Raw genomic sequence first — 23,081 nt, 5'->3', positions numbered from 1 at the left:
CCCGGCTCGAGGGGTTGGATGCCGTGAAGCCAACGGGTAGATTTGTCCATCGAATGGATACCATGATCCAGTTCCAAGCTTAAAGAGGACCCATATTGCATGACGACCGCAGGATCACGGAAGTCCGCCTGGCAAGGTTTGTGCGAGAGCGCATCACCCCGGCCATCTACAGCAGGACGGTCCCGCTTGCCCTGAGCAGCTGGGAAGTTCCCGGCGAACCGGTCCCGGCGCTCGAAGCGATGCGGCAACAGTTCCAGCCGCAGGAACACGGCGCGCCCTGGGGCAGGCCGTGGGGCACCACCTGGCTGAGGCTTCAGGGGGAAGTGCCGGAATCGTGGGGCGGCGGCCCCGACACCACCCTGGAGGTGGTGGTTGACCTCGGGTTCACCACGGAGGCGCCCGGATTCCAGTGCGAGGGAATCGCCTGGCGTTCAGACGGGTCCATCATCAAGGCGATCTCGCCCCGCAACCAGTACATCCCGTTGAAGCTCCTGGGCAGCGGCATGGCCGTGGACTTTTACGTGGAGGCCGCCGCGAACCCGGACATGGCGCAGGGCTGGACCTTTGCGGCCACTCCGCTGGGCGACAAGGCAACAGCCGGCGCAGCGCCGCAGTACCGGCTCGGTACCATCGCCATCGCCGAGCTGAACCAGTGCGTGTGGGAACTGCAGCAGGACCTCTGGACCCTGTCCGGCCTGATGGAACAGCTGCCGCTGGAGCTGCCGCGCCGCCACGAGATCCTCAGGGCGCTGGAACGCATGATGGACGTGATGGACCCGGACAACGTCGCCGGGACAGCGTCGGCAGGGCGTGAGGCCCTCGCCGAGGTCATGCGCCGGCCGGCGTATGCCTCCGCCCACCAGCTGGTGGCCACCGGCCATGCGCACATCGACTCGGCGTGGCTCTGGCCCGTCCGCGAAACCATCCGAAAGTGCGCCAGGACGTTCTCCAACGTAGTGGCGCTGATGGATGAAAACCCGGACTTTGTCTTCTCCTGTTCCTCCGCACAGCAGCTGGCCTGGATCAAGGAGTACTACCCGGAATTGTTCGGGCGGATCCGCGAGAAGGTGCGCGCCGGCCAGTTCGTCCCGGTCGGCGGCATGTGGGTGGAATCGGATACCAATATGCCCGGCGGTGAGGCGATGGCCCGGCAGTTCGTGGAGGGCAAGGGCTTCTTCCTTTCCGAGTTCGGTATCGAGTGCAGGGAAGCCTGGCTGCCGGACTCATTCGGGTACAGCGCTGCTCTTCCCCAGATCGTCAAAGCGGCAGGCAGCCGCTGGTTCCTCACACAGAAGATCTCCTGGAACCAGACCAACAGGATGCCCCACCACACCTTCAACTGGGAGGGGATCGACGGCACCCGGCTGTTCACCCATTTCCCGCCGGTGGACACGTATAACTCGGACCTCAGCGGCCGCGACCTGGCCCACGCTGAACGCAACTACCGGGACCACGGACGCGGCACCGTGTCCCTGGTGCCGTTTGGCTACGGCGACGGCGGCGGCGGTCCCACACGGGAGATGCTGGCTGCCGCAGCCCGCACTCGGGACCTCGAAGGGTCGCCCAAGGTGCGGATCGGGTCGGCGGAGAGCTTCTTCCGGCGGGCCGAGGACGACTACCAGGGGCTGCCCGTCTGGGTGGGCGAGATGTACCTGGAACTGCACCGCGGCACCTACACCAGCCAGGCGCGCACCAAGAAAGGCAACCGGCGCAGTGAGCACCTGCTGCGCGAGGCGGAGCTGTGGTGCGCCACGGCTTCGGTCCGTACCGGCGGCGACTACGAGTACCCCGCCGCTGAACTCCGGCGGCTCTGGCACTTGGTGCTGCTGCAGCAGTTCCACGACATCCTGCCGGGCAGCTCCATTGCCTGGGTGCATCAGGATGCCGAGCGGAACTACCGGGCCATCGATACCGCGCTCGAAGCAATCATTGGCCAGGCGGCATCAGCCATGCTGGGTCCGGGCGATCAGGAGTTCCTGCTCAATGCGGCTCCGCACGCGCGGCAGGGTGTTCCGGCGCTCGCCGCAGCCACGCCCGTGGCCGCGACGGACGCCGTCCGCGCCACGCGGGACGGCGACTGCTGCATCCTGGACAACGGCATCATCCGAGCCGTGGTCGACGCCGACGGGCTGCTGGTCTCCCTCCGCGACCACGCCACCGGCCGCGAGGCCATCGCCCCCGGCCAGCGCGGCAACCTGCTGGAACTGCACCGGGACACGCCCAATGAATGGGATGCCTGGGACATCGACGAATTCCACCGGCGCAACGTCACGCCGCTGCGGCACGCGGAATCGGTCCGGCTGTCCACGGACGCGGCGCGAGCCGTCGTCGTCGTGGACCGGGTGGCAGGCACCTCGCCGCTCACGCAGCGCATCACCCTGGCGCCCGGCAGTCCGTCCCTGGAAATTACCACCACGGTCGACTGGCAGGAGCGGGAGAAGCTCCTCAAGCTGGGCTTCGCCCTGGATGTGCGGGCCGATCGGTCCGCAGCGGAAACCCAGTTCGGCCATGTCTTCCGGCCCACCCACACCAACACTTCCTGGGAGGCCGCGAAGTTCGAAATCTGCGCCCACCGGTGGATCCATGTTGGCGAACCCGGCTATGGCGTGGCTGTTTCCAACTCTTCCACATACGGCCACGATGTGGGCAGGAGCGTCAGGGAAAGCGACGGCGGAACCACTACGACGGTGCGTTTGTCCCTGCTGCGCGCACCCAAGTTCCCCGACCCCGACGCCGATCGCGGCCGCCACGAATTGACCGTGTCCATCCGCCCGGGCGCCGGCATTGCGGACGCCGTCGAGGAAGGGTACCGGACCAACCTGGCACCCCGGCTGGTCCGCGGTGCGGCGCCGGTGCAGCCTCTGTTCACGGTCAGCAATCCTGCGCTGGTGGTCGAAGCGGTCAAATTTGCGCAGGACGGTTCCGGCGATGTTGTGGTGCGGCTCTACGAGTCCTTGGGACAGCGCTCAGCCGGGCGCATCACCGCCAACTTCCCGGTCCATGGAGTGGTGGCCACGGACCTGCTGGAGCGGGCGGACGAAGCGCCGGGAGTTGTTCCGGGCGGGAGCGGGGCCGGGCTCAGCCTGCGGCCGTTCCAACTGGTCACCCTGCGCTTCACCCGGCAATAGCTCTTGCTAGGCCGGGTAAAGAGCCCTTAAACAGGCTGAGTGGGGGCGGTCCCCAACGATCCGCCACCACTCATCCCCCCAATGTGTGCAAAGGCATGTTGGACGGCCCGGCGATTCAGAATTTATCCCCGTTCAAAAGCGCCTGGTCAGCCCGCCTTCACACATTCATGATTGTGTCACACACTAATGATTTTGTGAAAGCGGAAAAGGTTACGTTTCGGTAGATGTCTTTCGGGACCCCGAATGGCGGTTGACTATCCGGGCTGTCCAGATCAGGGCCAGCCCTACCACGTAACAGAGGACTGCCGAATAATTGATGATGAATTCCGCCGCGTTCATCGACGGCGGGATCAAGGGAAAGAGCAAGGTCAGCGCAACGGCTGCCCCGCCCAGTGCCAGCAACCCGGCGGCAATCCGCACCAGGAGGGGCAGGCGTTCCCGCACGGCACGCACCATGGGCGGCACGAGGGCGAGCGCAACGAATGCGGGGTACGCCCGGCCGGCGGCGCCGTAATACTCGACGAGGGCGTAGTTGCGTCCGTCCTTGGCGGAAATGGCCATCAAGCCGGCGGAGGAGCCCGAGGTGTCCATGAGCAGGAAAAGGGCAACCATCACGGCGGAGATGGTGAGCAGGACCATGAGTCCGGTCTTTCCCGTGATCAGCCGGTAGGCGCCGTCCGCGCCGAAGCCCCGGGAGACGCGGATGCCGAGGAAGAAGATGGCGCCGAAGACGACGAAGCGCAGCAGCAGGTTGGCCAGGTTGATTCCGCCCATCGCCTGGTCGATGACGAGGTAGGGGCCCTGGATGCTCAAGAGGATGGCAAGGGTCATCAAGGCGAAGATGCCGAACAGGGAACGGTTTTCGCCGCGGAGGGCACTGGGAATGCGTGCTGCGGCCACGAGGCCGCAAATGGCCAGTGTGCTCCACTGGAGGGTCTCGATCATCCCAGGTTCTCCCATATTTTTTCCGTTTGTGCCTGGTCATGTTCATGCCGGCGCAGCACTTTGCCCAAGGCCTGCAGCCGGTCTCCCGCGAGCACGGTGAGTTCACCGTCGGAGAGGCTGTCCAGTGCGGCCTGCCGGGCCCCCGCCGGCCAGCCGGCCTCCTCCTCGGTGACAAGCCCCGTCGCCACCAGTCCGCCCACGGGCCCCACCCCTGCGGCCACGGCGGTGGCCATGGCGAGTTCGGGGAGAGCCGGTTGGCCGTCAGCTGGGCTGAATAGTTTTGCGGGGCCACCCCGGTACTGGCCGACACCCGCTGACGGACCTCGCCGTCGTCGATCGCATCAACCCAGTTCTTCACCGAAGTGGCATGCGGGGCAGGGCCCAGGGCGGGTGCGGCAGTTCCCGGGACAGGGTCCATGGCGGACCGGGACAAGAGGGCCCGCAGGAGGTCGGGCGTGGAAATCTGGCTTACCAGCTCGCACTTCGTAGGCGGGTGGGGTGGGCCGGCCAGGACGCGGTAATCGTCGAAGCCGGCCAGCGAAGCGACCGGATTCGCGTGATAGGCGCGGCTGATGCTGACCACGGTATGGACGGCCACCTTTCCGCGGACCAGCTGCTGGGCGAGCGTGGTGCGCTTGATCCCGGAGACCCGGCAGACGTCCGCAGTGCTGGCATCGGGGGCGATGCTTTGCAGCCAGCGTTGAAACGCCTTGGCGGGAATGGTCATGTAGAGCCCTCTGCAGAACGTGTGGTGGTGTGGATAACTTTACCGTGCCGGCCGGTCCGGAGCCGTGCCGCGGATTTTGCCGGCGTCCCACATTCGTCTATAGTTGATGGTCGAGCCCGTTGGTCCGTACACCCCCCAAGTCCGGACCAGCGGGTTCTTCTATGTCCTGCAGCCCCAGCGGCGCCGCGGCCCCGTATCCGCTGCTGCGCCGGCCGCATATTGGCTGCCCGGGCAGTGGCGAAAGGACGAATCAATGACCGCAACCCTCGTTGCCAAGGACGTCTCCGGCGGCCACGGCCACCGTATGCTCTTCTCCGGGCTGTCGCTGACGGTCGCCCCGGGCGACGTCGTCGGGGTGGTGGGAGCAAACGGCGCCGGAAAGTCCACCCTGTTGCGCCTCCTCGCCGGCGTGGACGAGCCCCAGGACGGTTCGATCAGCCTGGCCCCGGCGGACGCCTTCGTTGGCTGGCTGCCGCAGGAGCACGAACGCCTCTCCGGTGAGACCGTGGCCGGCTACATTGCCCGGCGGACCGGCTGCGCGGAAGCGACCCTGCAGATGGAAACCACCGCGGAGGGCCTGGGCTCCGGCGAACCCGGGGCAGACGATGCCTATTCACGGGCGTTCGACCGCTGGATGGCCTCCGGCGCTGCGGACCTCGATGACCGCATTCCGGCTGCGCTCGCCGACCTCGGACTGGACGCCGGCCCGGATGCGCTGATGACTGGACTGTCCGGCGGCCAGGCCGCGCGGGTCGCCCTTGCCGCGCTGCTGCTGAGCCGTTTCGACGTGGTGCTGCTCGATGAGCCCACGAACGATCTGGACCTCGCCGGTTTAGCCACCCTTGAAAACTTTGTCCAGGGGCTTCGCGGCGGCGTGGTGCTGGTCAGCCACGACCGTGAGTTCCTGGCCCGCTGTGTGACGCGCGTGGTGGAGCTGGACCTTGCCCAGAACAGCGTGGCCGTTTACGACGGCGGCTACGACGCCTTCCTTGAGGAACGCGCGGTGGCCCGCCGGCACGCCCGCGAGAAGTACGAGGACTTTGCAGCCACCAAGGCAGACCTCGTGTCCCGCGCACGGACCCAGCGCGAGTGGAGCTCCCAGGGCGTCCGGAACGCCATGAAGAAGAACCCGGACAACGACAAGATCCGCCGCGCCGCCAGCACGGAGTCGTCGGAGAAGCAGGCCCAAAAGGTCCGGCAAATGGAGTCCCGCATCGCCCGGCTCGACGTGGTGGAGGAGCCCCGCAAGGAGTGGCAGCTCCAGTTCAGCATCGGCCAGGCACCCCGCTCCAGCGCCGTCGTCGCCACCCTGCGCGGGGTGGTGGCCCGCCAGGGGGACTTCACGCTGGGACCGGTGAACCTCCAGCTCAACGGCGGGGAACGCATCGGGATTACCGGGCCCAACGGCGCCGGAAAGTCGACCTTGCTGCGGCTGCTGCTGGGCACCCAGGAGCCGGACGACGGCGAAGCCTCCATGGGTGCCTCAGTCGCCGTCGGCGAAATCGACCAGGCCCGCGGGCTGCTTGATGGTGCCCGGCCCCTGGGCGACGCCGTGGAGGCCGTGCTGGCCGATTGGAACAGCGCCGACGTCCGCACCCTCCTGGCGAAGTTCGGCCTCAAGGCGGACCACACGTCCCGGACTGTGGATTCCTTGTCGCCCGGTGAACGGACCCGGGCAGCTTTGGCGCTGCTCCAGGCCCGCGGCGTGAACCTGCTGGTGTTGGACGAACCCACCAACCACCTGGACCTTCCCGCCATTGAGCAACTGGAAGAGGCCCTGGAAAGCTACGATGGCGCCCTGTTGCTGGTCACCCACGACCGCAGGCTGCTCGAAAATGTTCGGCTCGACTCACGGTGGCACCTGGAAGACGGCATGGTCCAGGAACTCCACCACACTGCAAGCCAGGAGAAATAACCATGAGCATGGACCGTGTGGCCTGGAGCTCGCTCTACAACATCAGCACCGCCAAGAGCGGCTCGAAGCCGTTCTCCAAGGCAACTTTAAAACGGGTGCTGGCCTTCGCCGCCCCGCACAAGGGCAAGCTCATTGCCTTTGTGCTGTCCTCCATCGTCGCGGCTTTCCTTGCCGTCGCCACCCCGGTGCTCGCCGGCCAGGTGGTTGACGCCATCATCGCCAAGACGGATGCCGGAACCGTGATCTGGCTGGCGGTGCTAATCGCCATCGTGGCGGTGGGCGAAGCCGGAGTGGGGCTGTTGACCCGCTGGCTGTCCTCGACCATTGGCGAAGGCGTCATCGTGGACCTGCGCACCCGGGTGTTCGACCACGTGCAGCGCATGCCCATTGCCTTCTTCACCCGAACCCGCACGGGAGCCTTGGTCAGCCGCCTAAACAACGACGTCATCGGAGCGCAGTCCGCTTTTGCCGGCACGCTTTCCGGCGTGGTGAGCAACTCCGTGGCACTGGCCCTGACCCTGGTCGTGATGCTCAACAAGTCGTGGCTGGTCACCGTGCTCGCCATGGTCCTGCTCCCGATCTTCCTGATCCCGGCCCGCCGCATGGGCTCCAAACTGGCAGACCTGCGCCGCGAAGCCGCTGCGCACAACGCCGCCATGGGCACCCAGATGACGGAGCGGTTCTCCGCACCCGGCGCCACGCTGGTGAAGCTGTTCGGCCGCCCGGATGAGGAATCCCGCGAGTTCGCTGCCCGCGCGGGACGCGTCCGCGACATCGGCGTGCGCATGGCCATGCTGCAGTTCACGTTCGTCACGGCCCTGACGCTGGTGTCCGCGCTCGCGCTCGCGCTGGTCTACGGACTGGGCGGCTGGCTCGCCCTGGCCGGCCAGCTCGCGCCCGGGGACGTGGTGGTCCTGGCGCTGCTGCTGACGCGGCTCTATGCCCCGCTCACGGCGCTGTCCAACGCCCGCGTTGAAGTCATGAGCGCACTGGTCAGTTTTGAACGGGTCTTTGAGATCCTGGACCTGAAGCCGCTCATCCAGCAAAAACCGGACGCCGTGCCCGTTCCTGCCGGCCCCGTGTCGGTCGAATTCGACAACGTCCGCTTCGCCTACCCCTCGGCGGACAAGGTCTCCCTGGCCTCCCTGGAGGAAGTCTCCACCCTTGACACCCGCGGCGGCGAGGAAGTGCTGCACGGCGTCAGCTTCCGGGTGGAACCAGGACAGACCGTTGCCCTGGTGGGCTCCTCGGGGGCCGGCAAGTCCACCATTGCCCAGCTGCTGTCGAGGCTCTACGACGTCGATTCGGGCGCCGTACGTCTCGGCGGCACCGCGCCGGGGACGGGGCTGGACGTCCGGGACGCCACCTTCGATTCGCTGCGGGACACCCTGGGCATGGTCACCCAGGACGGCCACCTGTTCCACGAAACCATCGCCTCCAACCTCCGGCTGGCCCGGCCTGACGCCACGGATGAAGACATGTGGGACGTCCTGCGCCAGGCACGCCTCGAGACCATGATCAGGTCCCTGCCGGACGGCCTGGAGACAGTGGTGGGGGAGCGCGGGTACAGGCTCTCCGGCGGCGAACGCCAGCGCCTGACCATCGCCCGGCTCCTGATCGCCCAACCCCGGGTCGTCATCCTCGATGAGGCCACTGCTGCACTGGACTCGACCAACGAAGCCGCCGTCCAGGCAGCCCTGGGCGCCGCGCTCGAGGGCCGGACCGCCGTCGTGATTGCCCACCGGCTCTCCACCGTCCGTGCGGCGGACGCCATCCTGGTGGTGGAGGGCGGCCAAATCGTGGAACGGGGAACCCACACCGAACTGCTGGCGGCGGACGGCCGCTACGCTGAGCTGTACCGGACGCAGTTTGCCGAGGCCACGGCCGTGGCGCAGGAGTCCGTCCCCGAGTTCTAGCGGAGCTGCGGCCGCGCGGCCAGCACGGGCAGGATGTGGTCCGTGAGCAGCGGTGCGAGGTCCGCCGGGAGGGATGCGCCGTCCGTCCCGGCATAGTCCAGCCAACGGATCTCGGCGATCTCCGCGGCCGGGGTGGCCTGCCAGGTTCCCGGGGCGAGGAAGACGGTTGCCTCGATGTCGGTGGCGGCCTCGTTGGCGGCATCGGCCACCCAGACCCCCATCAGTTCCAGATCCTCCGGACGCACCACGATGCCCACTTCTTCGGCCAGCTCGCGGGCGGCGGCGTGGACGGCAGTTTCGCCCGGCTCCGGTTTGCCGCCGGGGTGCATGAACATGTCCGTGCCGCGTTTGCGGACCGTCAAGAGGCGTCCGGCTTCATCGAATACGCAGACGGCGGACACCACGATCCTGTCCTTCATGCGGGAATCCTTTCCAAGTGCGAGACCAGCAGCAGGTCCTTACGGGGACCGGTAACGTCCCAGCTGTAGCTGAACCGGTCAGGTGATTGGCAGGTGTAGGTCACGCGGTAGGTATCGGGGTCGCACCAGTGCGCGTCCTGGCTGGCATCCGGGGTAAAGCTCATCCTGTGGAACGGGCGGCCGTCCGGGAAGAACATGTCCAGGGCGTCCGGCCGCGGGGACGCCTTCAGCACGTACTCCCGTGAGGCGGGGCCGGTGAAAGCAGGCCAGCGCATGGTGCCTTCCTCGCGAAGGGCAAGGCCGTCGTCGTCCATTGCGGTGTAGAGCACGACGCCGGTAAAGGTTCCGCGGGTGCCGTCCGACCTGTCCAGCAGATCGCGCTCCACCAGCCAGCGTCCCGGCCGCTCCGGTGCGGCGGGACCGTCCGCCGGGCTGCCCAGGAGGTAGGCGCGAAGGAGGGACTGCGGGGAACTGGAGTTCAAGTGCCCTCGATTGGAATCGAACCAACGACACCGGCTTTAGGAGAGCCGTGCTCTATCCACTGAGCTACGAGGGCGGGCATTCGGCAACCGGCGGGGCCGGCTGGTCCGAACACGGTTACAAGCATACAAGGTGCCGGGCCGTACTACGCTCAAACCATGAGTCCAGCCCCGACTGCCACTCCCGCTGCCGCCTACCTGCCGAACACCGCGTCCACCCGGCACTACATCGGCGCCTGGTCCGTGCTGAGCGTGCTGCAGTACTTCCTCGCCGAGGCGGTGGTGGCCCTTGCCTGGGCCGGCCCGCGTCCGTATGACCTCAGGACCGGCTACATCAGCGACCTTGGTGCGCTGCACTGCGGCGTCCATGCCGGGCGGCAGGTGTGCTCGCCACTGAACTGGGTGATGAACGGCTCGTTCGTCCTCCAGGGCCTTGGACTCCTGCTGGGTGCGGTGCTGCTGAGCTCGGGGTTGCTGTGCGTGGCGGCACGGCATGGTGCCCGGGTTGACCGTACACACCGGAAACCCCTGCTGGCCGCGGTGTGGGTGCGGGTGCTGACCGGGGCCGCGGGGGCCGGAACCGTAGTGGTGGGCCTGGTCCCGGAGGACGCCGGCTCACCCTTGCATTACGTGGGGGCCATAACCTACTTCCTGGCCGGCGGGTCTGCCCTGCTGGTCCTGGGCATCCTGTGGCGGCGGCAGACGGGGATGGCTTGGTTCCTGTTGGTCTGCGGAGGGGTATCGCTGGCGGCCGTGGCGACCGGCGGCCTGACCCGCATGGACGTGCCCGAGCCCGGCACGCTGGAACGGTTGATGGGCTATCCGGTCACGGTGGGGATGGCCGCCGCCGGGTTGGTCATTGCGCAGCGCGTGCGGCGGCACCGGAAGGAACGGCGGGCAGCGGCGCGCGCCAGGGCAACAGCTGCCTAACGCCCTTTCCGTTGCCGCCTGTTGAGGAACACCGCCGCGGCCCCGGCCAGGAGGCTCAGCACCAGAAGTACCCAGCCGGCAACGGTGAGGCCGGACGCCAAGGCGACCTGGCCGGCGTCGGGTCCGCTGGAAGCCATCATGGCGTCAATGGCCACGTTGGCGCACAACCGGACCACCACGAACATCATGGGCAAAGCCCAGAGCGCCCAGCGGAGCGCCTTCCGCGCCACGTTGGTCCCGATGAGGAGAAGCCAGGTAAAGCCAAAAATCAGTGGGAAGAGCGTCCCGGCAGTCTTGTGGACGTAGCTCAGCTGGCCCAGGGCGTCGCCGTTCATGACCGCCTGCAGCCGGCCGATGTAGCCGGCATCGAAGCCGCCCATCAGCGAGTCCGGCATGGCCATCTCCTGGGAGAGCTGCGTCATCTGGGTCAGGGTCAGCAGGTGCAGGTACCAGAACAGGAACAGGCTGGCCACCACGCCGGCAACGACAATGAGGTTGCTGTTCCCTTGTGCCTTCTCGGGCGTGCGCGCGGTGGTGGGATTGACCACCGGTGGCAGGTGATGCTGCGGCACAACCGCATTGGCGCCGTGCTTCTTGATCCGCTGGGCAGGGGTTTTGGCCATGGCACCATTATCCCGCCCCATAAACTGAACCCATGACCACTGGCCGACACAGCGCAGCTGTTCTTGACCCCGCATTGGACGACTACGAGCTGGCGGCGGCGCTGGTCCGTGAAGCCGGACAGCTGGCGCTCCTCATGCGCATGGCCGGCCTGGAATCGGAACAGAAGACCTCCGTCTCGGACGTGGTGACTGCGGCCGACCACGCCGCGGAGGCCTACGTGCTGGAGCAGCTGCGGCGCTGCCGGCCGGAAGACGGCATCCTGGGCGAGGAGGGCGCGTCCGTCCAAGGGACCAGCGGGCGGACCTGGGTGATCGATCCCGTGGACGGCACCTACAACTTCCTGCATGGCTCCACTTACTGGTGTTCAGCCATAGCGCTCAAGGATTCCGCCGATGTGCTGCTCGGCGCCGTCTTCCAGCCGGAGGAGGACAAACTCTGGGTCGGCGGCCGCGACAGGCCCGCCACCCGCAACGGCGAAGCGCTCACCGTCTTCGCCGACGACAGCGGCAGGCGGAACACCACCCCCGTGGCCGAACTCGGCGCCGCCACCTACATCCACCCCACGTGGCTGATGGATCCCCTGTGCGCCATGCCGTGGCACGCCGCGGCGACGTCCGCAGCGTCCCTCCGCATGCTGGGCTCGGGTTCCTGCGACCTGGGCCGCGTGGCGGACGGCCAGTTGGGGTGCTGGTTCCAGCACAGCTGCCCGGAGTGGGACTGGCTGCCGGGCAAGGCAATCGTCCGGGCAGCCGGGGGCGCCGTGGACACCGTCCGGGTCAACGGCCTGGAGTGGTTCCTGGCCGGAGGAACGACGGCGGTGCGGGAGTTGCGTGCGGCCCTCCTGTCAGGCTCGGTGGCGTAGCACCACCGCGGGCGCACAGCCCGTAATCCACAGCCTGGAAGGCGGTGTCGGTCCCACCGCCTAGACTTGTAGGCACCATGGATATGTTGTTTGACCCATACTCTGACGGGCCGTTCAAGGCCGCTCCTGCCACCACCGCCCGCACCAAGTCGCCCTCCGAAGGCGCCGTTGCGGTCCCCGCGGGCGGGGGAGGCGTGCGCGCAAGACAGGCACCGGAAGGGCATTCCCGGGGCCACCGCCCGGATGCCGCAGCCTTGCTGGAGGGGTTGAACCCGCAGCAGGAAGAGGCGGTCAAGCACGCAGGCCCGGCGCTGCTGATCGTCGCCGGTGCAGGATCAGGCAAGACCCGCGTGCTCAGTAACCGGATCGCCTACCTGATCGCCACCGGCCGTGCCCACCACGGCGAAATCCTGGCCATTACCTTCACCAACAAAGCGGCCGCTGAAATGCGGGAGCGTATCGAAGCGCTGGTGGGCGGACGCGCCAAGATCATGTGGATCTCCACGTTCCACTCGTCCTGCGTGCGCATCCTGCGGCAGGAGGCGGCCAACGTCGGGCTGAAATCGAACTTCTCCATTTACGACTCCGCCGACTCCCTGCGGCTGGTTACCCAGGTCTCCAAGTCCCTTGACTTGGACCCCAAGAAGTTTGCGCCCAAGGCCATCCAGCACAAGATCTCCGCGTTGAAGAACGAATTGATCGACGCCGACTCCTTTGCCTCCGAGGCCAACTACAACGATCCGTTCGAGCACGCCGTTGCGGACGTCTACAAGGGTTACACCCAGCGCCTCCGGCAGGCCAACGCGATGGACTTTGACGACCTCATCGCCGAAACCGTCTACATGTTCCGTGCCTTCCCGGCCTTGGCAGAGTCCTACCGCCGCCGGTTCCGCCACGTCCTGGTGGACGAATACCAGGACACCAACCACGCCCAGTACGCGCTGGTGCGCGAAATTGTGGGCGAAGGGCCGGGCGCCTCGGAACTGACCGTGGTGGGCGATTCCGACCAGTCCATCTACGCCTTCCGCGGCGCTGACATCCGCAACATCGTGGAATTCGAAAAGGACTACCCCGAAGCCCGGACCATCAAGCTGGAGCAAAACTACCGCTCCACCCAGAACATCCTGAGCGCCGCCAACTCGGTCATCTCGCGCAACCCCAACCGGCCCGAAAAGCGGCTCTGGACGGCCGAGGGCGAAGGCCACAAAATCATCGGATACGTGGGCGAGAACGAGCACGACGAAGCGCAGTTCATTGCCAAGGAGATCGACCGGCTCCAGGACGAAGACAACCTGCGGCCCGGTGATGTCGCCATCTTTTACCGGACCAATGCCCAGTCCCGCTCCATCGAGGATGTGCTGGTGCGCGTGGGCCTGCCCTACAAGGTGGTGGGCGGCACGCGCTTCTACGAACGCAAGGAAATCAAGGACGCCCTGGCGTACCTTCGGGTCCTGGTCAACCCGGACGACGACGTCAATCTCCGCCGGGTGCTGAACGAGCCGAAACGCGGCATCGGCGACCGCGCCGAAGGTGCGGTGGCAGCGCTGGCCGAGCGTGAGCGGACCTCCTTCATGGCAGCTGCCCGGCGCGCCGACCAGGCACCCGGGATGGCCACCCGGTCCGTCAATGCCGTCCTGGGCTTCGTGAAGATGCTGGACGACCTCGCCGAGGTGGCGGTGGGGTCCGGCGCCGCCGCCGCACTCGAAGCTGTCCTGGAACAAACCGGATACCTGGCCGCGCTGCGCTCCAGCACCGATCCCCAGGACGAATCCCGGGTGGAGAACCTGGCGGAACTGGTTGCCGTGGTCCGTGAATATGAACAGGAAAACCCGGAAGGCAGCCTGGCCGCGTTCCTGGAGCAGGTGTCCCTGGTGGCCGACGCCGATCAAATCCCGGACGCCCCGGGCGCGGACATCGATGCCGCGGTGGCCGAGGCAAAGCGTCTGGGCGTGGTCACGCTGATGACCCTGCACACGGCCAAGGGCCTGGAATTCCCGGTGGTGTTCCTCACGGGCATGGAACATGGATTGTTCCCGCACCAGCGATCCGCCACCGATCCCAAGGAGCTGGCAGAGGAACGCCGGCTGGCCTACGTGGGACTTACCCGTGCCCGCAAGCGGCTGTACGTGACCCGCTCCGAGGTCCGCAGCATGTGGGGGCAGAGCCAGTACAACCCTGCCAGCCAGTTCCTCGAGGAGATTCCCGCAGAGCTCCTTGAGTGGAAACGTGAGGGCACCAGCCGGCAGTCGTGGGCGGGCGGCGGTTCCATCGGGTCCGGCCGTTACAGCGGGTCCTTCTGGGGCGCCGGCACGTCCCGCGGAGCGGCGGCAGATTCTTCCGCCGGGTTCAATGCCGACGTTCCGGCGTTCCTTGCCAAGACCCGGGTGCAACCGCAGAAGGAAATCATCGCCGTCAGTGTGGGGGACAAAGTCAACCACACCAGCTTCGGAAACGGTACGGTCCTGGCGCTCGAGGGGGCGGGGGACAAGACGGTCGCCAAGGTCAAGTTCGACGTCGGCGAGAAGCGCCTGCTGCTGCGCTACGCGCCGTTGACCAAGCTCGACGCCTAGGGGCGGACGAGCGGGCTGCCGCCCTGAGCATCCGCCGTTGCGGCGTTAACTGCGTGCGGGGCAAGACGTGGCCACCAGGCGGCGGGCCATCTCCACCGCACGCGATCCATACACGGCGCCGTCCAGGACCGCGGCCGTGGCGTAGGCGCCGTTGAGGACAATGAGGAGTTCTTCGGCGAGCCGGTCCGGGTCCTCGGCCCCTGCCTCGGCCGCCAGGGTGTGGAACCAGTCGCGGACCTGCTGCTTGTGGGCGACCGCGGCGAGGTGGGCCGGGTGCACGCCGTCGGGGAACTCCGTGTTGGTGTTCAGCATGGGGCACCCCCGGTAGCTGCTTCCGGCGCAGTCGGAGGCCAGTATTTCGAACACGGCAATGAGCTTGTCCTGCGGAGATCCTTGCCCGCCGGCAGCCTCACGCATGCGCTCGAACCAGGCGTCTGCCCGGCCCTGGACATAAGCCGTGGCCAGGGCGTCCTTGGTGGGGAACTGGCGGTAGACGGTCGCGTTGCCCACCCCGCACTCCTTGACCACGGTGTCCATGCCCACCGCCCGTATGCCGTGCGCGTAGAACAGCCGCGTGGCCACCCCAAGTACGTTGCGCCGGTTTTCCTCAGCCGTCCTGCGCGCCACAATTCTCCTCCAGTGTGCTCCGATACCGACTGACCCAGTTTGACAGACGGAACGATCCGTCACAAACTTGGGAACGATCCGTCACATTGAATGGCGGCGCCGCCATCACCAGGAGAACACCATGAAGACAGCAGTACTTGGAACCGGAATGGTTGGCCGGACCATCGCCGCACGCCTCGCGGAGCTCGGCCATTCCGTCACCGTCGGCACCCGCGACCCCGCGGCCGCGATGTCCCGGACCGCAGCTGACGCCATGGGCAACCCTGCCTTTGGGACCTGGGCCGCGGAGAACCCGGCCATCAAGGTGGCACGTTTCTCCGACGCGGCGGAAGGTGCCGGGCTGATCGTCAACGCAACCAACGGCGGTGCATCGCTCGAGGTGCTGGAGCAGGTCGGTCCCGCAAACCTCGACGGCGCGGTAGTCCTGGACATCGCCAACCCGCTCGACTTCAGCAACGGCATGCCCCCCACTCTCTTCGTCAAGGACACCGACTCCCTGGCGGAGCGAATCCAACGGGCCTTCCCCGCAGCCCGCGTCGTCAAGGCCCTCAACACCATGAATGCGGACCTGATGGCCTACCCCGGACAGCTGTCCGACCCCGGCTCTGTCTTCGTCTCCGGCAACGACGCCGAAGCCAAGGCCGTGGTCACCGGACTCCTGAAGGACTTCGGCCACCAGGACATCATCGACCTCGGAGACATCACCACGGCACGCGGAACCGAAATGCTGCTGCCCGTCTGGCTCCGCCTGTGGGGCGCCCTCGGAACGCCTGCCTTCAACTTCAAGATCGTCCGCTGAAAGGACAACCACCATGAAAGCCGTCCACATCACCGCTCCGGGCGCGAGCCTGCAGCTCGTTGAAACCGATCGCCCGGAAGTTCCCCACGGACATGTGCTCATCAAAGTCGCAGCCAGCGGCATCTGCCACAGTGATGGCATGCCCGGTGCGGGCATGGCGTCTTCCTACCCGCGTATCCCCGGCCATGAGGTCGCCGGAACCGTTGAGCTGCTGGGCGACGGCGTGACCCGGTGGGCGCCCGGCCAGCGCGTGGGCGTCGGATGGTTTGGCGGGGCGTGCTTTCAGTGCGACCCATGCCGGCGCGGGGATTTCATCTCCTGCGAGGCCGGAAAGATCACCGGGCTGACCGCTGACGGCGGCTATGCAGAGTACGTCGTCGCCCCGGCTGATGCCCTCGCTGCCGTTCCCGACGCACTAACGCTTGCGGAAGCCGCACCGTTGATGTGCGCAGGCGTCACCACCTTCAACGGCTTGCGCCACAGCGGTGCCCGGCCGGGAGACCTGGTTGCCGTCCTTGGGGTGGGGGGCCTCGGCCACCTCGGTGTCCAGTTCGCGGCCAAGATGGGATTCGAAACCGTCGCCATTGCGCGCGGCGCCGAAAAGGAACCGTTTGCCCGTGACCTCGGCGCCCACCACTACATTGACAGCCTCAGTTCCGACGTCGCCGCGGAACTGAGGGGCCTCGGCGGTGCCGCCGTCGTCCTCGCCACCGTCACCGACTCCCATGCGATGTCTGCCGCCGTTCCGGGACTCGCGGCCCGTGGCCGGCTCGTGGTCCTTGGCGTCCCGCACGAACCAGTCCCGGTTAACGCCGGCCTCCTCGTGGGCGGCAGCCGCTCGATCGCCGGACATGCCTCCGGGACGGCAAAAGACTCCGAGGACGCCCTTCGCTTTGCGGCGATGACCGGGGTGCGCCCCCTGATCGAAACCTACCCGCTCGTGCAGGCAGCCGAGGGCTTCAACCGGATGATGTCCGGCCGGGCGCGCTTCCGCGTGGTCCTGACCAATGACTAGGCCCCTGGCGCCGGAACCCGAAGCTGCACTGGAAGGACATACGAACACTCCATGACCAACCAACGCACCCTTGTCATCGTGGCCCACCCCGATTTGGCAGGATCCCGGGTCGCCGCCCACCTCACCGCCTCCATCGGGGACCTTGATGGTGTCACGGTCCGGGACCTGGCGGCCCTCTACCCTGACCGTCGCGTGGACGCCGAACTGGAACAGCGGTACCTGCGGGAACACGACACCATCGTGCTGCAGTTTCCCTGGCACTGGTATTCCGTTCCCGGGCTGCTGAAGGAATGGATGGACCAGGTGCTCACCCGCGGTTTTGCCTACGGCGCCGGTGGGGACGCGCTGCACGGGAAGCGCCTGCAGCTTGTCACCTCAACCGGCGGACCGGAATCCTCGTACTCGCCAGCCGGCCACAACCGCTTCACCATGGCCGAGCTGCTGCGGCCCCTGGAAGCCACCGCACACCTCTGCGGGCTGGACATGGCCGAGCCCCTGGTCCTGCACGGGGCGCATGGGGCGACGCCGGAAGAACTGGCGGCGCATTCCCGGCGATACCGGGACCTGCTCTCCGCGGTGCCTGCAACAGCAGGCAGCTGAGCGCGCCCCGTCTGCCGGCGGCGGGGCATAATGGAGGCCATGCGACGGACTGTACGGGGGATGCTCGCCGCCCTTTTCCTGATGGCCGGCACCGGATGCTCGGTGACAACCAGCGACCCTTCCTATGTCCCGCCGCCACCGCGGCCGCCGATGGAGCAGCTGGCGAACGCGCCGCTGGCCGACGCGAAGCAGTTCTCCAGCGGCGGCGATGTCCTCTCCTTCATTACCGCGGACCGGACCGTCGCCTGCTCGTTGACCTCCGCACGCGGAGATCACCTGAACCTCCCGTACGAGCAGAACAGCTACAGCAATGCGGCCAACAACAAGCTGCCCATCGTCCCCGTGGCCCACTGTGAATTGGCCGCCTATCCGGCGCCGAAAGCCGCCGATATCAAGGACGACTGCGCAGGAACCCACCTGGGCTACCTCGGCGGCACAGCCCTGCTTGCGCCGGACAGTGCACGCTACGGCGAGTGCCGTTCCGGCGTCACGACCATGGAGGCAAGCTACGGGCCCAAGGGAAACAAGGCAGGGCCGCTGGCCCAGCTGCCTGTGCTTGCCGACGGGCAGAACCTGGAGCGCAACGGACTGCGCTGTTCGGCCTACAACGGCGGTGTGGCGTGCGGAAACGTCTCCGCTGGCGTCGGATTCTTCGTTTCAACTGAACGTTACGAGCTGATTCCCGGACCGGACAAAATCACCGCACCGCCGCAGGCAGGGGCCTCAAAAACCCCGTAAATCCGCGGTTTTTCTACGCCCCATAGAATAGTGTGCTTACTCACATAAGAGGTAGTCTGGGACGGCCCGGCCGCTCCAAAGGACTAGAGTTCCCCATGGAGCATTACGCCGCGTGGCTCGTTTCCAGACAGGCCGCCGGTGCGTGCAATCCGCAGCCCGGTCATCGTCCTTCCGATGGTGTCCGACTGTACAGAAACTACTTCGACGTAGAAGGACACTAAACCGTGGACCTGTTTGAATACCAGGCGCGCGATATGTTCGAGGCGCACGGTGTACCCGTGCTTGCCGGCATCGTGGCGTACACCCCAGAAGAAGCAAAGGCAGCTGCCGAGAAGATCGGCGGCGTGACTGTTGTCAAGGCACAGGTCAAGGTTGGCGGTCGCGGCAAGGCCGGCGGCGTCAAGGTCGCAAAGTCTGCCGACGAGGCGCTTGAGCACGCCACCAACATCCTGGGCATGGACATCAAGGGCCACACCGTTAACAAGGTGATGATCGCCCAGGGTGCAGACATCGCCGAGGAATACTACTTCTCCGTCCTGCTGGACCGGGCCAACCGCAACTACCTGGCCATGTGCTCGGTTGAGGGCGGCATGGAAATCGAGCAGCTCGCCGTCGAACGCCCCGAAGCGCTGGCCAAGATCGCCATCGACCCCGCCGTGGGCATCGACCAGGCCAAGGCCGACGAAATCGTCGCAGCCGCAGGCTTCGCCGAGGAACTGCGCGGCAAGGTCGCCGCCGTGATCCTCAAGCTCTGGGATGTCTTCAAGAAGGAAGACGCCACCCTGGTGGAGGTCAACCCCCTCGTCAAGACCGGCGCCGGCGACATCGTCGCCCTGGACGGCAAGGTCTCCCTCGACGAGAACGCCGGCTTCCGGCACGCCAAGCACGCGCAGCTCGAGGACAAGGATGCTGCAGACCCCCTTGAGGCCAAGGCAAAGGCGCAGGACCTCAACTACGTCAAGCTCGACGGCGAAGTAGGCATCATCGGCAACGGTGCAGGCCTGGTCATGTCCACCCTCGACGTCGTGGCCTATGCCGGTGAAAACCACGGCAACGTCAAGCCCGCCAACTTCCTGGACATCGGCGGCGGAGCCTCCGCCGAGGTCATGGCCGCCGGCCTGGACGTCATCCTGGGCGACGAGCAGGTCAAGTCCGTGTTCGTCAACGTCTTCGGCGGCATCACCGCCTGCGACGCCGTCGCCAAGGGCATCGTTGGCGCGCTGGCCGAGCTGGGCCACTCCGCGAACAAGCCGCTGGTAGTCCGCCTTGACGGCAACAACGTCGAGGAAGGCCGCCGCATCCTCACCGAGGCCAACCACCCGCTGGTAACCCTGGCCGCCACCATGGACGAGGGCGCCGACAAGGCCGCCGAGCTCGCCAACGCAGCTAAGTAAGGGACGCACCATGTCTATCTACCTCAACAAGGATTCCAAGGTCATCGTCCAGGGCATCACCGGCGGCGAAGGCACCAAGCACACCGCCCTGATGCTCAAGGCCGGCACCAACATTGTTGGCGGCGTCAACGCCCGCAAGGCCGGCACCACGGTCCTGCACGGCGACAAGGAAATCAACGTCTACGGCACCGTCAAGGAAGCCATGGCTGAAACCGGCGCCGACGTCTCCATCGTCTTCGTGCCGCCGGCCTTCACCAAGAACGCGGTCGTCGAAGCCATCGAGGCCGGCATCGGCCTGGTCGTGGTGATCACCGAAGGCGTTCCGGTCCAGGACTCCGCCGAATTCTGGGCACTGGCACAGTCGAAGGTCGACGCCGACGGCAACCAGGTCACCCGCATCATCGGCCCGAACTGCCCCGGCATCATCACTCCCGGCGAAGCGCTGGTGGGCATCACCCCCGCCAACATCACCGGCAAGGGCCCGATCGGCCTGGTCTCCAAGTCCGGCACCCTGACCTACCAGATGATGTACGAACTTCGCGACCTGGGCTTCTCCACCGCCATCGGCATCGGCGGCGACCCCATCATCGGGACCACCCACATTGACGCCCTGGCTGCCTTCGAAGCTGACCCGGAGACCAAGGCCATCGTGATGATCGGTGAAATCGGCGGCGACGCCGAAGAGCGTGCTGCCGACTTCATCAAGGCCAACGTCACCAAGCCGGTTGTTGGCTACGTGGCCGGATTCACGGCTCCCGAAGGCAAGACCATGGGCCACGCAGGCGCCATCGTCTCCGGTTCCGCCGGTACCGCCCAGGCCAAGAAGGAAGCCCTCGAGGCCGCCGGCGTGAAGGTCGGCAAGACGCCGTCCGAGACCGCCAAGCTGCTGCGCGAGGTTTTCGCAGCCCTCTAGGGGACTTGCACTCAGCGCGGGGCCACTCCGGCCCGCCCCATCTGATGGGGCGGGCCGGGCAGCGGCCCCGCGTTCGGCGTTTAAGCGGGTCGTGTAACCGACGTCGCCGCACTGCCTGCGTCGAGTAGGGTTGAAGGGCAAGAGGGGCCACGGTGCCCAGGCAGGGGAGCAGGATGGCAGAGGCGCGGCGCACGCTGGTTGACGTCGTCGTGGACAAGGTCCTTGAGCACATCCTCAGCGGGGAGATCAAGGCCGACGACGCCCTGCCACCGGAGGCGGACATCGCCAAGGAGTCCGGGGTCAGCAGGCTGACGGCCCGGGAGGCCATGAAAGTGCTGAAGGCCCAGAACGTGGTGTACGTAAGACGGGGCCTCGGCACATTCGTCAACCCGCCCGAACGCTGGACCGGCATGGACGCCATCATGCAGGCGGCCTCCAGGGGAGTAGCCTCCGACCAGGTGGCCCTTCGCCTGCTCGAGGTACGCCGGATGGTGGAGACCGGGGCGGCTGAACTCGCCGCGTCCCGCCATCGCCCGGCTGACCTTGCTGCCCTGCGGGAGAGCGTGGAGCAGATGGAAGCGGCGCACAATGCCGGAGACGTCGATGCCCTGACCGTGGCCGACATCGCGTTCCATGACACCGTGCTGCGCGCGTCCGGCAACCCGTTTGTCCCCGCCCTGCTGGGCCAGCTTTCCACCCTTTTGTATGCCATGCGCCGCGAGACCTCAGCCTTCCCTGACGTGCAGCGCCACGCCATCCACCACCACAAAATGGTCCTTGCAGCCATCGCTGCGGGCGATCCTGCCACGGCGCGCTCCACGATGGACGCCCACATCACCCAGACCTTCGAGGACTACGAGAACTACCTTGCCGTCTCGAGCCGAAACGGCGCCACGGCCCGCTAGGCACTGCCCGGTGCAATCCGGTTACACGTCCGGACGCCGTTTTTCCTGTTGCCCGCGCGCAGCCTCCTGCATGTGTTGACGCCCACATCTGCCTGTGGCTAGAATCTCAGTCAGACATCAGACATCTGATATCAACATTCCCCGAAATGCCGCCAGCCAAAGGAGTCGTTATGTGCGCGCATTCCCCTCTTGAAGGTCCCCACGCCACTGCGGGAGGCCAGCGATGAGCTCCCGTACCGCCAGCCCTGCGCTCAGCGCCCTGGGCGAGACCACCCTCCGCAAGGTCCGCCGGAGGCTCATGCCCCTGATCGTCCTTCTCTACTTCATCGCCTACCTCGACCGGAACAACGTCGGCTTCGCCAAGCTTGGCATGCAGGGTGACATCGGCCTCACCGAGGCTGCCTATGGCCTGGGCGCCGGCATCTTCTTCCTGGGCTACGCGTTGCTGGAAATCCCCAGCAACGGCGGCATGTACCGCTTCGGCGCCCGCAAATGGATTGCCCGCATCCTGATCAGTTGGGGCATCTTCGCCACCGCCATGTTCCTGGTCAATGGCGAAGCCACGTTCTACGTCATCCGCTTCCTGCTCGGCGCGGCAGAGGCCGGCTTCTTCCCGGCCATCCTCTTCTACTTGACCCTTTGGTTCCCCGCGGCGCAGCGCGTGACCGTGCTGGGCATCTTCATCCTGGCCCAGCCCATCTCCAACGCCCTCGGTGCCCCGGTGTCCGGCATGCTCCTGAACCTCGAAGGCGTGGCCGGCCTGCACGGCTGGCAGTGGCTTTACATCCTCGAAGGCATCCCGGCCATCATCCTGGGCCTCATCACGCCCTTCGTCATGACGGACCGCCCGGAACACGCCAAGTGGCTCAAGCCGGAGGAGCGCGATTGGCTCTCCACCACCATGGCCGCGGAACTGGCCGACAAGCAGAAGTCCGGCAACCACAACTTCCTGGCCGGCCTTAAGGACCCGCGCACCATCGCCTACTCGGCGCTCTACTTTGGCCTGGTCTGCGGAATCTATGGCCTGGGCCTCTGGCTGCCCACCATCGTCAAGGCGCTTGGTACGTTCGACTCCACCCAAGTGGGATTCATCGTCTTCATCCCGTACGCCATCGCAGCCGTGTTCGTCTACTTCTGGAGCAAGCGCTCGGACCGCACCGGCAACCGTGTGTGGCACGCCAGCATGAGCATGGTGCTCGCCGCCGTCGGCCTCCTGGGCGCCGGCTACCTGCTGCCGGTCAATGCCGTGCTGGCCATGGTCTTCCTGACGCTCGCCGCCATGGGGATCTACTCGGCGATCGCACCCTTCCTGGCCATGCCGTCGGCCGCCCTCACCGGCGCTGCGGCCGCAGCGGGCCTTGCCATGGTCAACTCCCTTGGCAACCTGGGCGGCTTCGTGGCCCCCTACATCGTGGGCATCCTCAAGGACGCCACCGGAAACAGCCAGACCGGCCTGGTGTTCCTGGCCGCCTGCCTGGCCGTGACCGCCGCCGCCACCTACCTCTACGCACGCAAGCGGCCCGAAGGCGCCTCCGCCCCCGGAGCCACCGTGCCTGCCCCCGAAACCCACTAGGA

At 66.7% G+C, this 23,081-nt stretch carries 19 protein-coding genes, 1 tRNA gene and 1 pseudogene; 14 read left to right on the top strand and 7 right to left on the bottom strand.

Translation table 11 applies throughout. The annotated features are described in order from the left end of the window. Window positions 1-95: 95 nt before the first annotated feature. Entirely contained in the window at window positions 96-3,128 is a 3,033-nt protein-coding gene (locus ACX5I6_RS00740; protein ID WP_461839124.1) for an alpha-mannosidase, read from the top strand. Between the two features lie 210 nt (window positions 3,129-3,338). Here ACX5I6_RS00740 and ACX5I6_RS00735 read toward each other — a convergent pair whose 3' ends face one another. Then, a complete protein-coding gene (locus tag ACX5I6_RS00735; RefSeq protein WP_461839123.1) occupies window positions 3,339-4,073 on the bottom strand; it encodes a hypothetical protein in 735 nt (244 codons plus the stop codon). Continuing rightward, window positions 4,070-4,800: pseudogene (locus tag ACX5I6_RS00730) on the bottom strand (hypothetical protein). The gene ACX5I6_RS00735 and the pseudogene ACX5I6_RS00730 overlap by 4 nt, the downstream one beginning before the upstream one ends. Before the next feature lie 253 nt (window positions 4,801-5,053). On the opposite strand from ACX5I6_RS00730, the gene ACX5I6_RS00725 reads away from it, so the two are divergent. Both ACX5I6_RS00725 and ACX5I6_RS00720 read left to right on the top strand, forming a co-directional pair. Further along, complete coding sequence (locus ACX5I6_RS00725; protein WP_461839122.1) at window positions 5,054-6,715, top strand: ABC-F family ATP-binding cassette domain-containing protein; 1,662 nt, start codon at window positions 5,054-5,056, stop codon at window positions 6,713-6,715. Between the two features lie 2 nt (window positions 6,716-6,717). Beyond that, window positions 6,718-8,631, top strand: a complete 1,914-nt coding sequence (locus tag ACX5I6_RS00720; protein ID WP_461839121.1) for an ABC transporter ATP-binding protein — start codon at window positions 6,718-6,720, stop codon at window positions 8,629-8,631. Here the strand turns inward: ACX5I6_RS00720 and ACX5I6_RS00715 are convergent. The 3 genes from ACX5I6_RS00715 to ACX5I6_RS00705 all read right to left on the bottom strand — a co-directional run bounded on the left by ACX5I6_RS00715 (window position 8,628) and on the right by ACX5I6_RS00705 (window position 9,606). Next, window positions 8,628-9,050, bottom strand: coding sequence for an NUDIX hydrolase (locus ACX5I6_RS00715; RefSeq protein ID WP_461839120.1), 423 nt, complete (start codon window positions 9,048-9,050; stop codon window positions 8,628-8,630). The two genes, ACX5I6_RS00720 and ACX5I6_RS00715, sit on opposite strands and share 4 nt — an antisense overlap. Next, entirely contained in the window at window positions 9,047-9,532 is a 486-nt protein-coding gene (locus ACX5I6_RS00710; protein ID WP_461839119.1) for a DUF6314 family protein, read from the bottom strand. The genes ACX5I6_RS00715 and ACX5I6_RS00710 overlap by 4 nt, the downstream gene beginning before the upstream one ends. Window position 9,533: 1 nt before the next feature. Beyond that, window positions 9,534-9,606, bottom strand: a tRNA-Arg gene (locus tag ACX5I6_RS00705). Between the two features lie 82 nt (window positions 9,607-9,688). Between ACX5I6_RS00705 and ACX5I6_RS00700 the strand changes: the two genes are divergently transcribed. After that, window positions 9,689-10,459 carry a DUF998 domain-containing protein gene (locus tag ACX5I6_RS00700; RefSeq protein WP_461839118.1) on the top strand — a complete coding sequence of 257 codons (771 nt, stop codon included), beginning with the start codon at window positions 9,689-9,691 and terminating at the stop codon, window positions 10,457-10,459. On the opposite strand, the gene ACX5I6_RS00695 is transcribed toward ACX5I6_RS00700, so the two are convergent. Further along, window positions 10,456-11,082: a hypothetical protein gene (locus tag ACX5I6_RS00695; protein ID WP_461839117.1), complete on the bottom strand. Its 627-nt coding sequence runs from the start codon at window positions 11,080-11,082 to the stop codon at window positions 10,456-10,458. The genes ACX5I6_RS00700 and ACX5I6_RS00695 overlap by 4 nt on opposite strands. 32 nt (window positions 11,083-11,114) lie before the next feature. On the opposite strand from ACX5I6_RS00695, the gene ACX5I6_RS00690 reads away from it, so the two are divergent. Both ACX5I6_RS00690 and pcrA read left to right on the top strand, forming a co-directional pair. Continuing rightward, the gene (locus ACX5I6_RS00690; protein WP_461839116.1) at window positions 11,115-11,945 is read left to right on the top strand and encodes an inositol monophosphatase family protein; all 831 of its coding nucleotides are present in this window, start codon (window positions 11,115-11,117) and stop codon (window positions 11,943-11,945) included. Between the two features lie 77 nt (window positions 11,946-12,022). Beyond that, on the top strand, window positions 12,023-14,515 hold the full coding sequence (pcrA, locus tag ACX5I6_RS00685) for a DNA helicase PcrA (RefSeq protein ID WP_461839115.1): 2,493 nt from the start codon (window positions 12,023-12,025) through the stop codon (window positions 14,513-14,515). Between the two features lie 45 nt (window positions 14,516-14,560). On the opposite strand, the gene ACX5I6_RS00680 is transcribed toward pcrA, so the two are convergent. After that, a complete protein-coding gene (locus ACX5I6_RS00680) occupies window positions 14,561-15,142 on the bottom strand; it encodes a TetR/AcrR family transcriptional regulator (RefSeq protein ID WP_285249100.1) in 582 nt (193 codons plus the stop codon). 121 nt (window positions 15,143-15,263) lie between these two features. Here ACX5I6_RS00680 and ACX5I6_RS00675 point away from each other — a divergent pair, with 121 nt between their 5' ends. The 8 genes from ACX5I6_RS00675 to ACX5I6_RS00640 all read left to right on the top strand — a co-directional run bounded on the left by ACX5I6_RS00675 (window position 15,264) and on the right by ACX5I6_RS00640 (window position 23,079). Further along, window positions 15,264-15,941: an NADPH-dependent F420 reductase gene (locus tag ACX5I6_RS00675; protein WP_461839114.1), complete on the top strand. Its 678-nt coding sequence runs from the start codon at window positions 15,264-15,266 to the stop codon at window positions 15,939-15,941. A gap of 13 nt (window positions 15,942-15,954) precedes the next feature. Next, on the top strand, window positions 15,955-16,956 hold the full coding sequence (locus ACX5I6_RS00670) for an alcohol dehydrogenase catalytic domain-containing protein (RefSeq protein ID WP_461839113.1): 1,002 nt from the start codon (window positions 15,955-15,957) through the stop codon (window positions 16,954-16,956). A 51-nt stretch (window positions 16,957-17,007) separates the two neighbouring features. Next, window positions 17,008-17,556: an NAD(P)H-dependent oxidoreductase gene (locus tag ACX5I6_RS00665; RefSeq protein WP_461839112.1), complete on the top strand. Its 549-nt coding sequence runs from the start codon at window positions 17,008-17,010 to the stop codon at window positions 17,554-17,556. A 60-nt stretch (window positions 17,557-17,616) separates the two neighbouring features. Then, entirely contained in the window at window positions 17,617-18,294 is a 678-nt protein-coding gene (locus tag ACX5I6_RS00660; protein ID WP_461841640.1) for a hypothetical protein, read from the top strand. A 224-nt stretch (window positions 18,295-18,518) separates the two neighbouring features. Then, window positions 18,519-19,688: an ADP-forming succinate--CoA ligase subunit beta gene (gene sucC / locus ACX5I6_RS00655; protein WP_018762175.1), complete on the top strand. Its 1,170-nt coding sequence runs from the start codon at window positions 18,519-18,521 to the stop codon at window positions 19,686-19,688. A gap of 10 nt (window positions 19,689-19,698) precedes the next feature. Beyond that, a complete protein-coding gene (gene sucD / locus ACX5I6_RS00650) occupies window positions 19,699-20,601 on the top strand; it encodes a succinate--CoA ligase subunit alpha (RefSeq protein WP_018762176.1) in 903 nt (300 codons plus the stop codon). A 173-nt stretch (window positions 20,602-20,774) separates the two neighbouring features. Then, window positions 20,775-21,506 (top strand): FadR/GntR family transcriptional regulator, encoded by a 732-nt coding sequence (locus ACX5I6_RS00645; RefSeq protein WP_461839111.1) that lies wholly within the window; start codon window positions 20,775-20,777, stop codon window positions 21,504-21,506. Window positions 21,507-21,729: 223 nt separating this feature from the next. Then, on the top strand, window positions 21,730-23,079 hold the full coding sequence (locus ACX5I6_RS00640; protein ID WP_461839110.1) for an MFS transporter: 1,350 nt from the start codon (window positions 21,730-21,732) through the stop codon (window positions 23,077-23,079). Window positions 23,080-23,081: the final 2 nt, after the last annotated feature.

This window comes from Arthrobacter sp. MMS24-T111 (genome assembly GCF_054888995.1).
The sequence above is the reverse complement of the archived record's forward strand: the minus strand, read 5'-3'. Positions and strand labels throughout refer to the sequence as shown.

Bases quoted from the DNA above. Each gene is read 5' to 3' on its own strand.
- ACX5I6_RS00690 (WP_461839116.1), top strand. From the start codon at position 11,115: ATGACCACTGGCCGACACAGCGCAGCTGTTCTTGACCCCGCATTGGAC.
- ACX5I6_RS00640 (WP_461839110.1), top strand. From the start codon at position 21,730: ATGAGCTCCCGTACCGCCAGCCCTGCGCTCAGCGCCCTGGGCGAGACC.
- ACX5I6_RS00670 (WP_461839113.1), top strand. From the start codon at position 15,955: ATGAAAGCCGTCCACATCACCGCTCCGGGCGCGAGCCTGCAGCTCGTT.
- ACX5I6_RS00720 (WP_461839121.1), top strand. From the start codon at position 6,718: ATGAGCATGGACCGTGTGGCCTGGAGCTCGCTCTACAACATCAGCACC.
- ACX5I6_RS00660 (WP_461841640.1), top strand. From the start codon at position 17,617: ATGCTCGCCGCCCTTTTCCTGATGGCCGGCACCGGATGCTCGGTGACA.
- ACX5I6_RS00695 (WP_461839117.1), bottom strand. From the start codon at position 11,082: ATGGCCAAAACCCCTGCCCAGCGGATCAAGAAGCACGGCGCCAATGCG.
- ACX5I6_RS00725 (WP_461839122.1), top strand. From the start codon at position 5,054: ATGACCGCAACCCTCGTTGCCAAGGACGTCTCCGGCGGCCACGGCCAC.
- ACX5I6_RS00645 (WP_461839111.1), top strand. From the start codon at position 20,775: ATGGCAGAGGCGCGGCGCACGCTGGTTGACGTCGTCGTGGACAAGGTC.
- sucD (WP_018762176.1), top strand. From the start codon at position 19,699: ATGTCTATCTACCTCAACAAGGATTCCAAGGTCATCGTCCAGGGCATC.
- ACX5I6_RS00665 (WP_461839112.1), top strand. From the start codon at position 17,008: ATGACCAACCAACGCACCCTTGTCATCGTGGCCCACCCCGATTTGGCA.
- pcrA (WP_461839115.1), top strand. From the start codon at position 12,023: ATGGATATGTTGTTTGACCCATACTCTGACGGGCCGTTCAAGGCCGCT.
- ACX5I6_RS00700 (WP_461839118.1), top strand. From the start codon at position 9,689: ATGAGTCCAGCCCCGACTGCCACTCCCGCTGCCGCCTACCTGCCGAAC.
- ACX5I6_RS00735 (WP_461839123.1), bottom strand. From the start codon at position 4,073: ATGATCGAGACCCTCCAGTGGAGCACACTGGCCATTTGCGGCCTCGTG.
- ACX5I6_RS00715 (WP_461839120.1), bottom strand. From the start codon at position 9,050: ATGAAGGACAGGATCGTGGTGTCCGCCGTCTGCGTATTCGATGAAGCC.
- ACX5I6_RS00675 (WP_461839114.1), top strand. From the start codon at position 15,264: ATGAAGACAGCAGTACTTGGAACCGGAATGGTTGGCCGGACCATCGCC.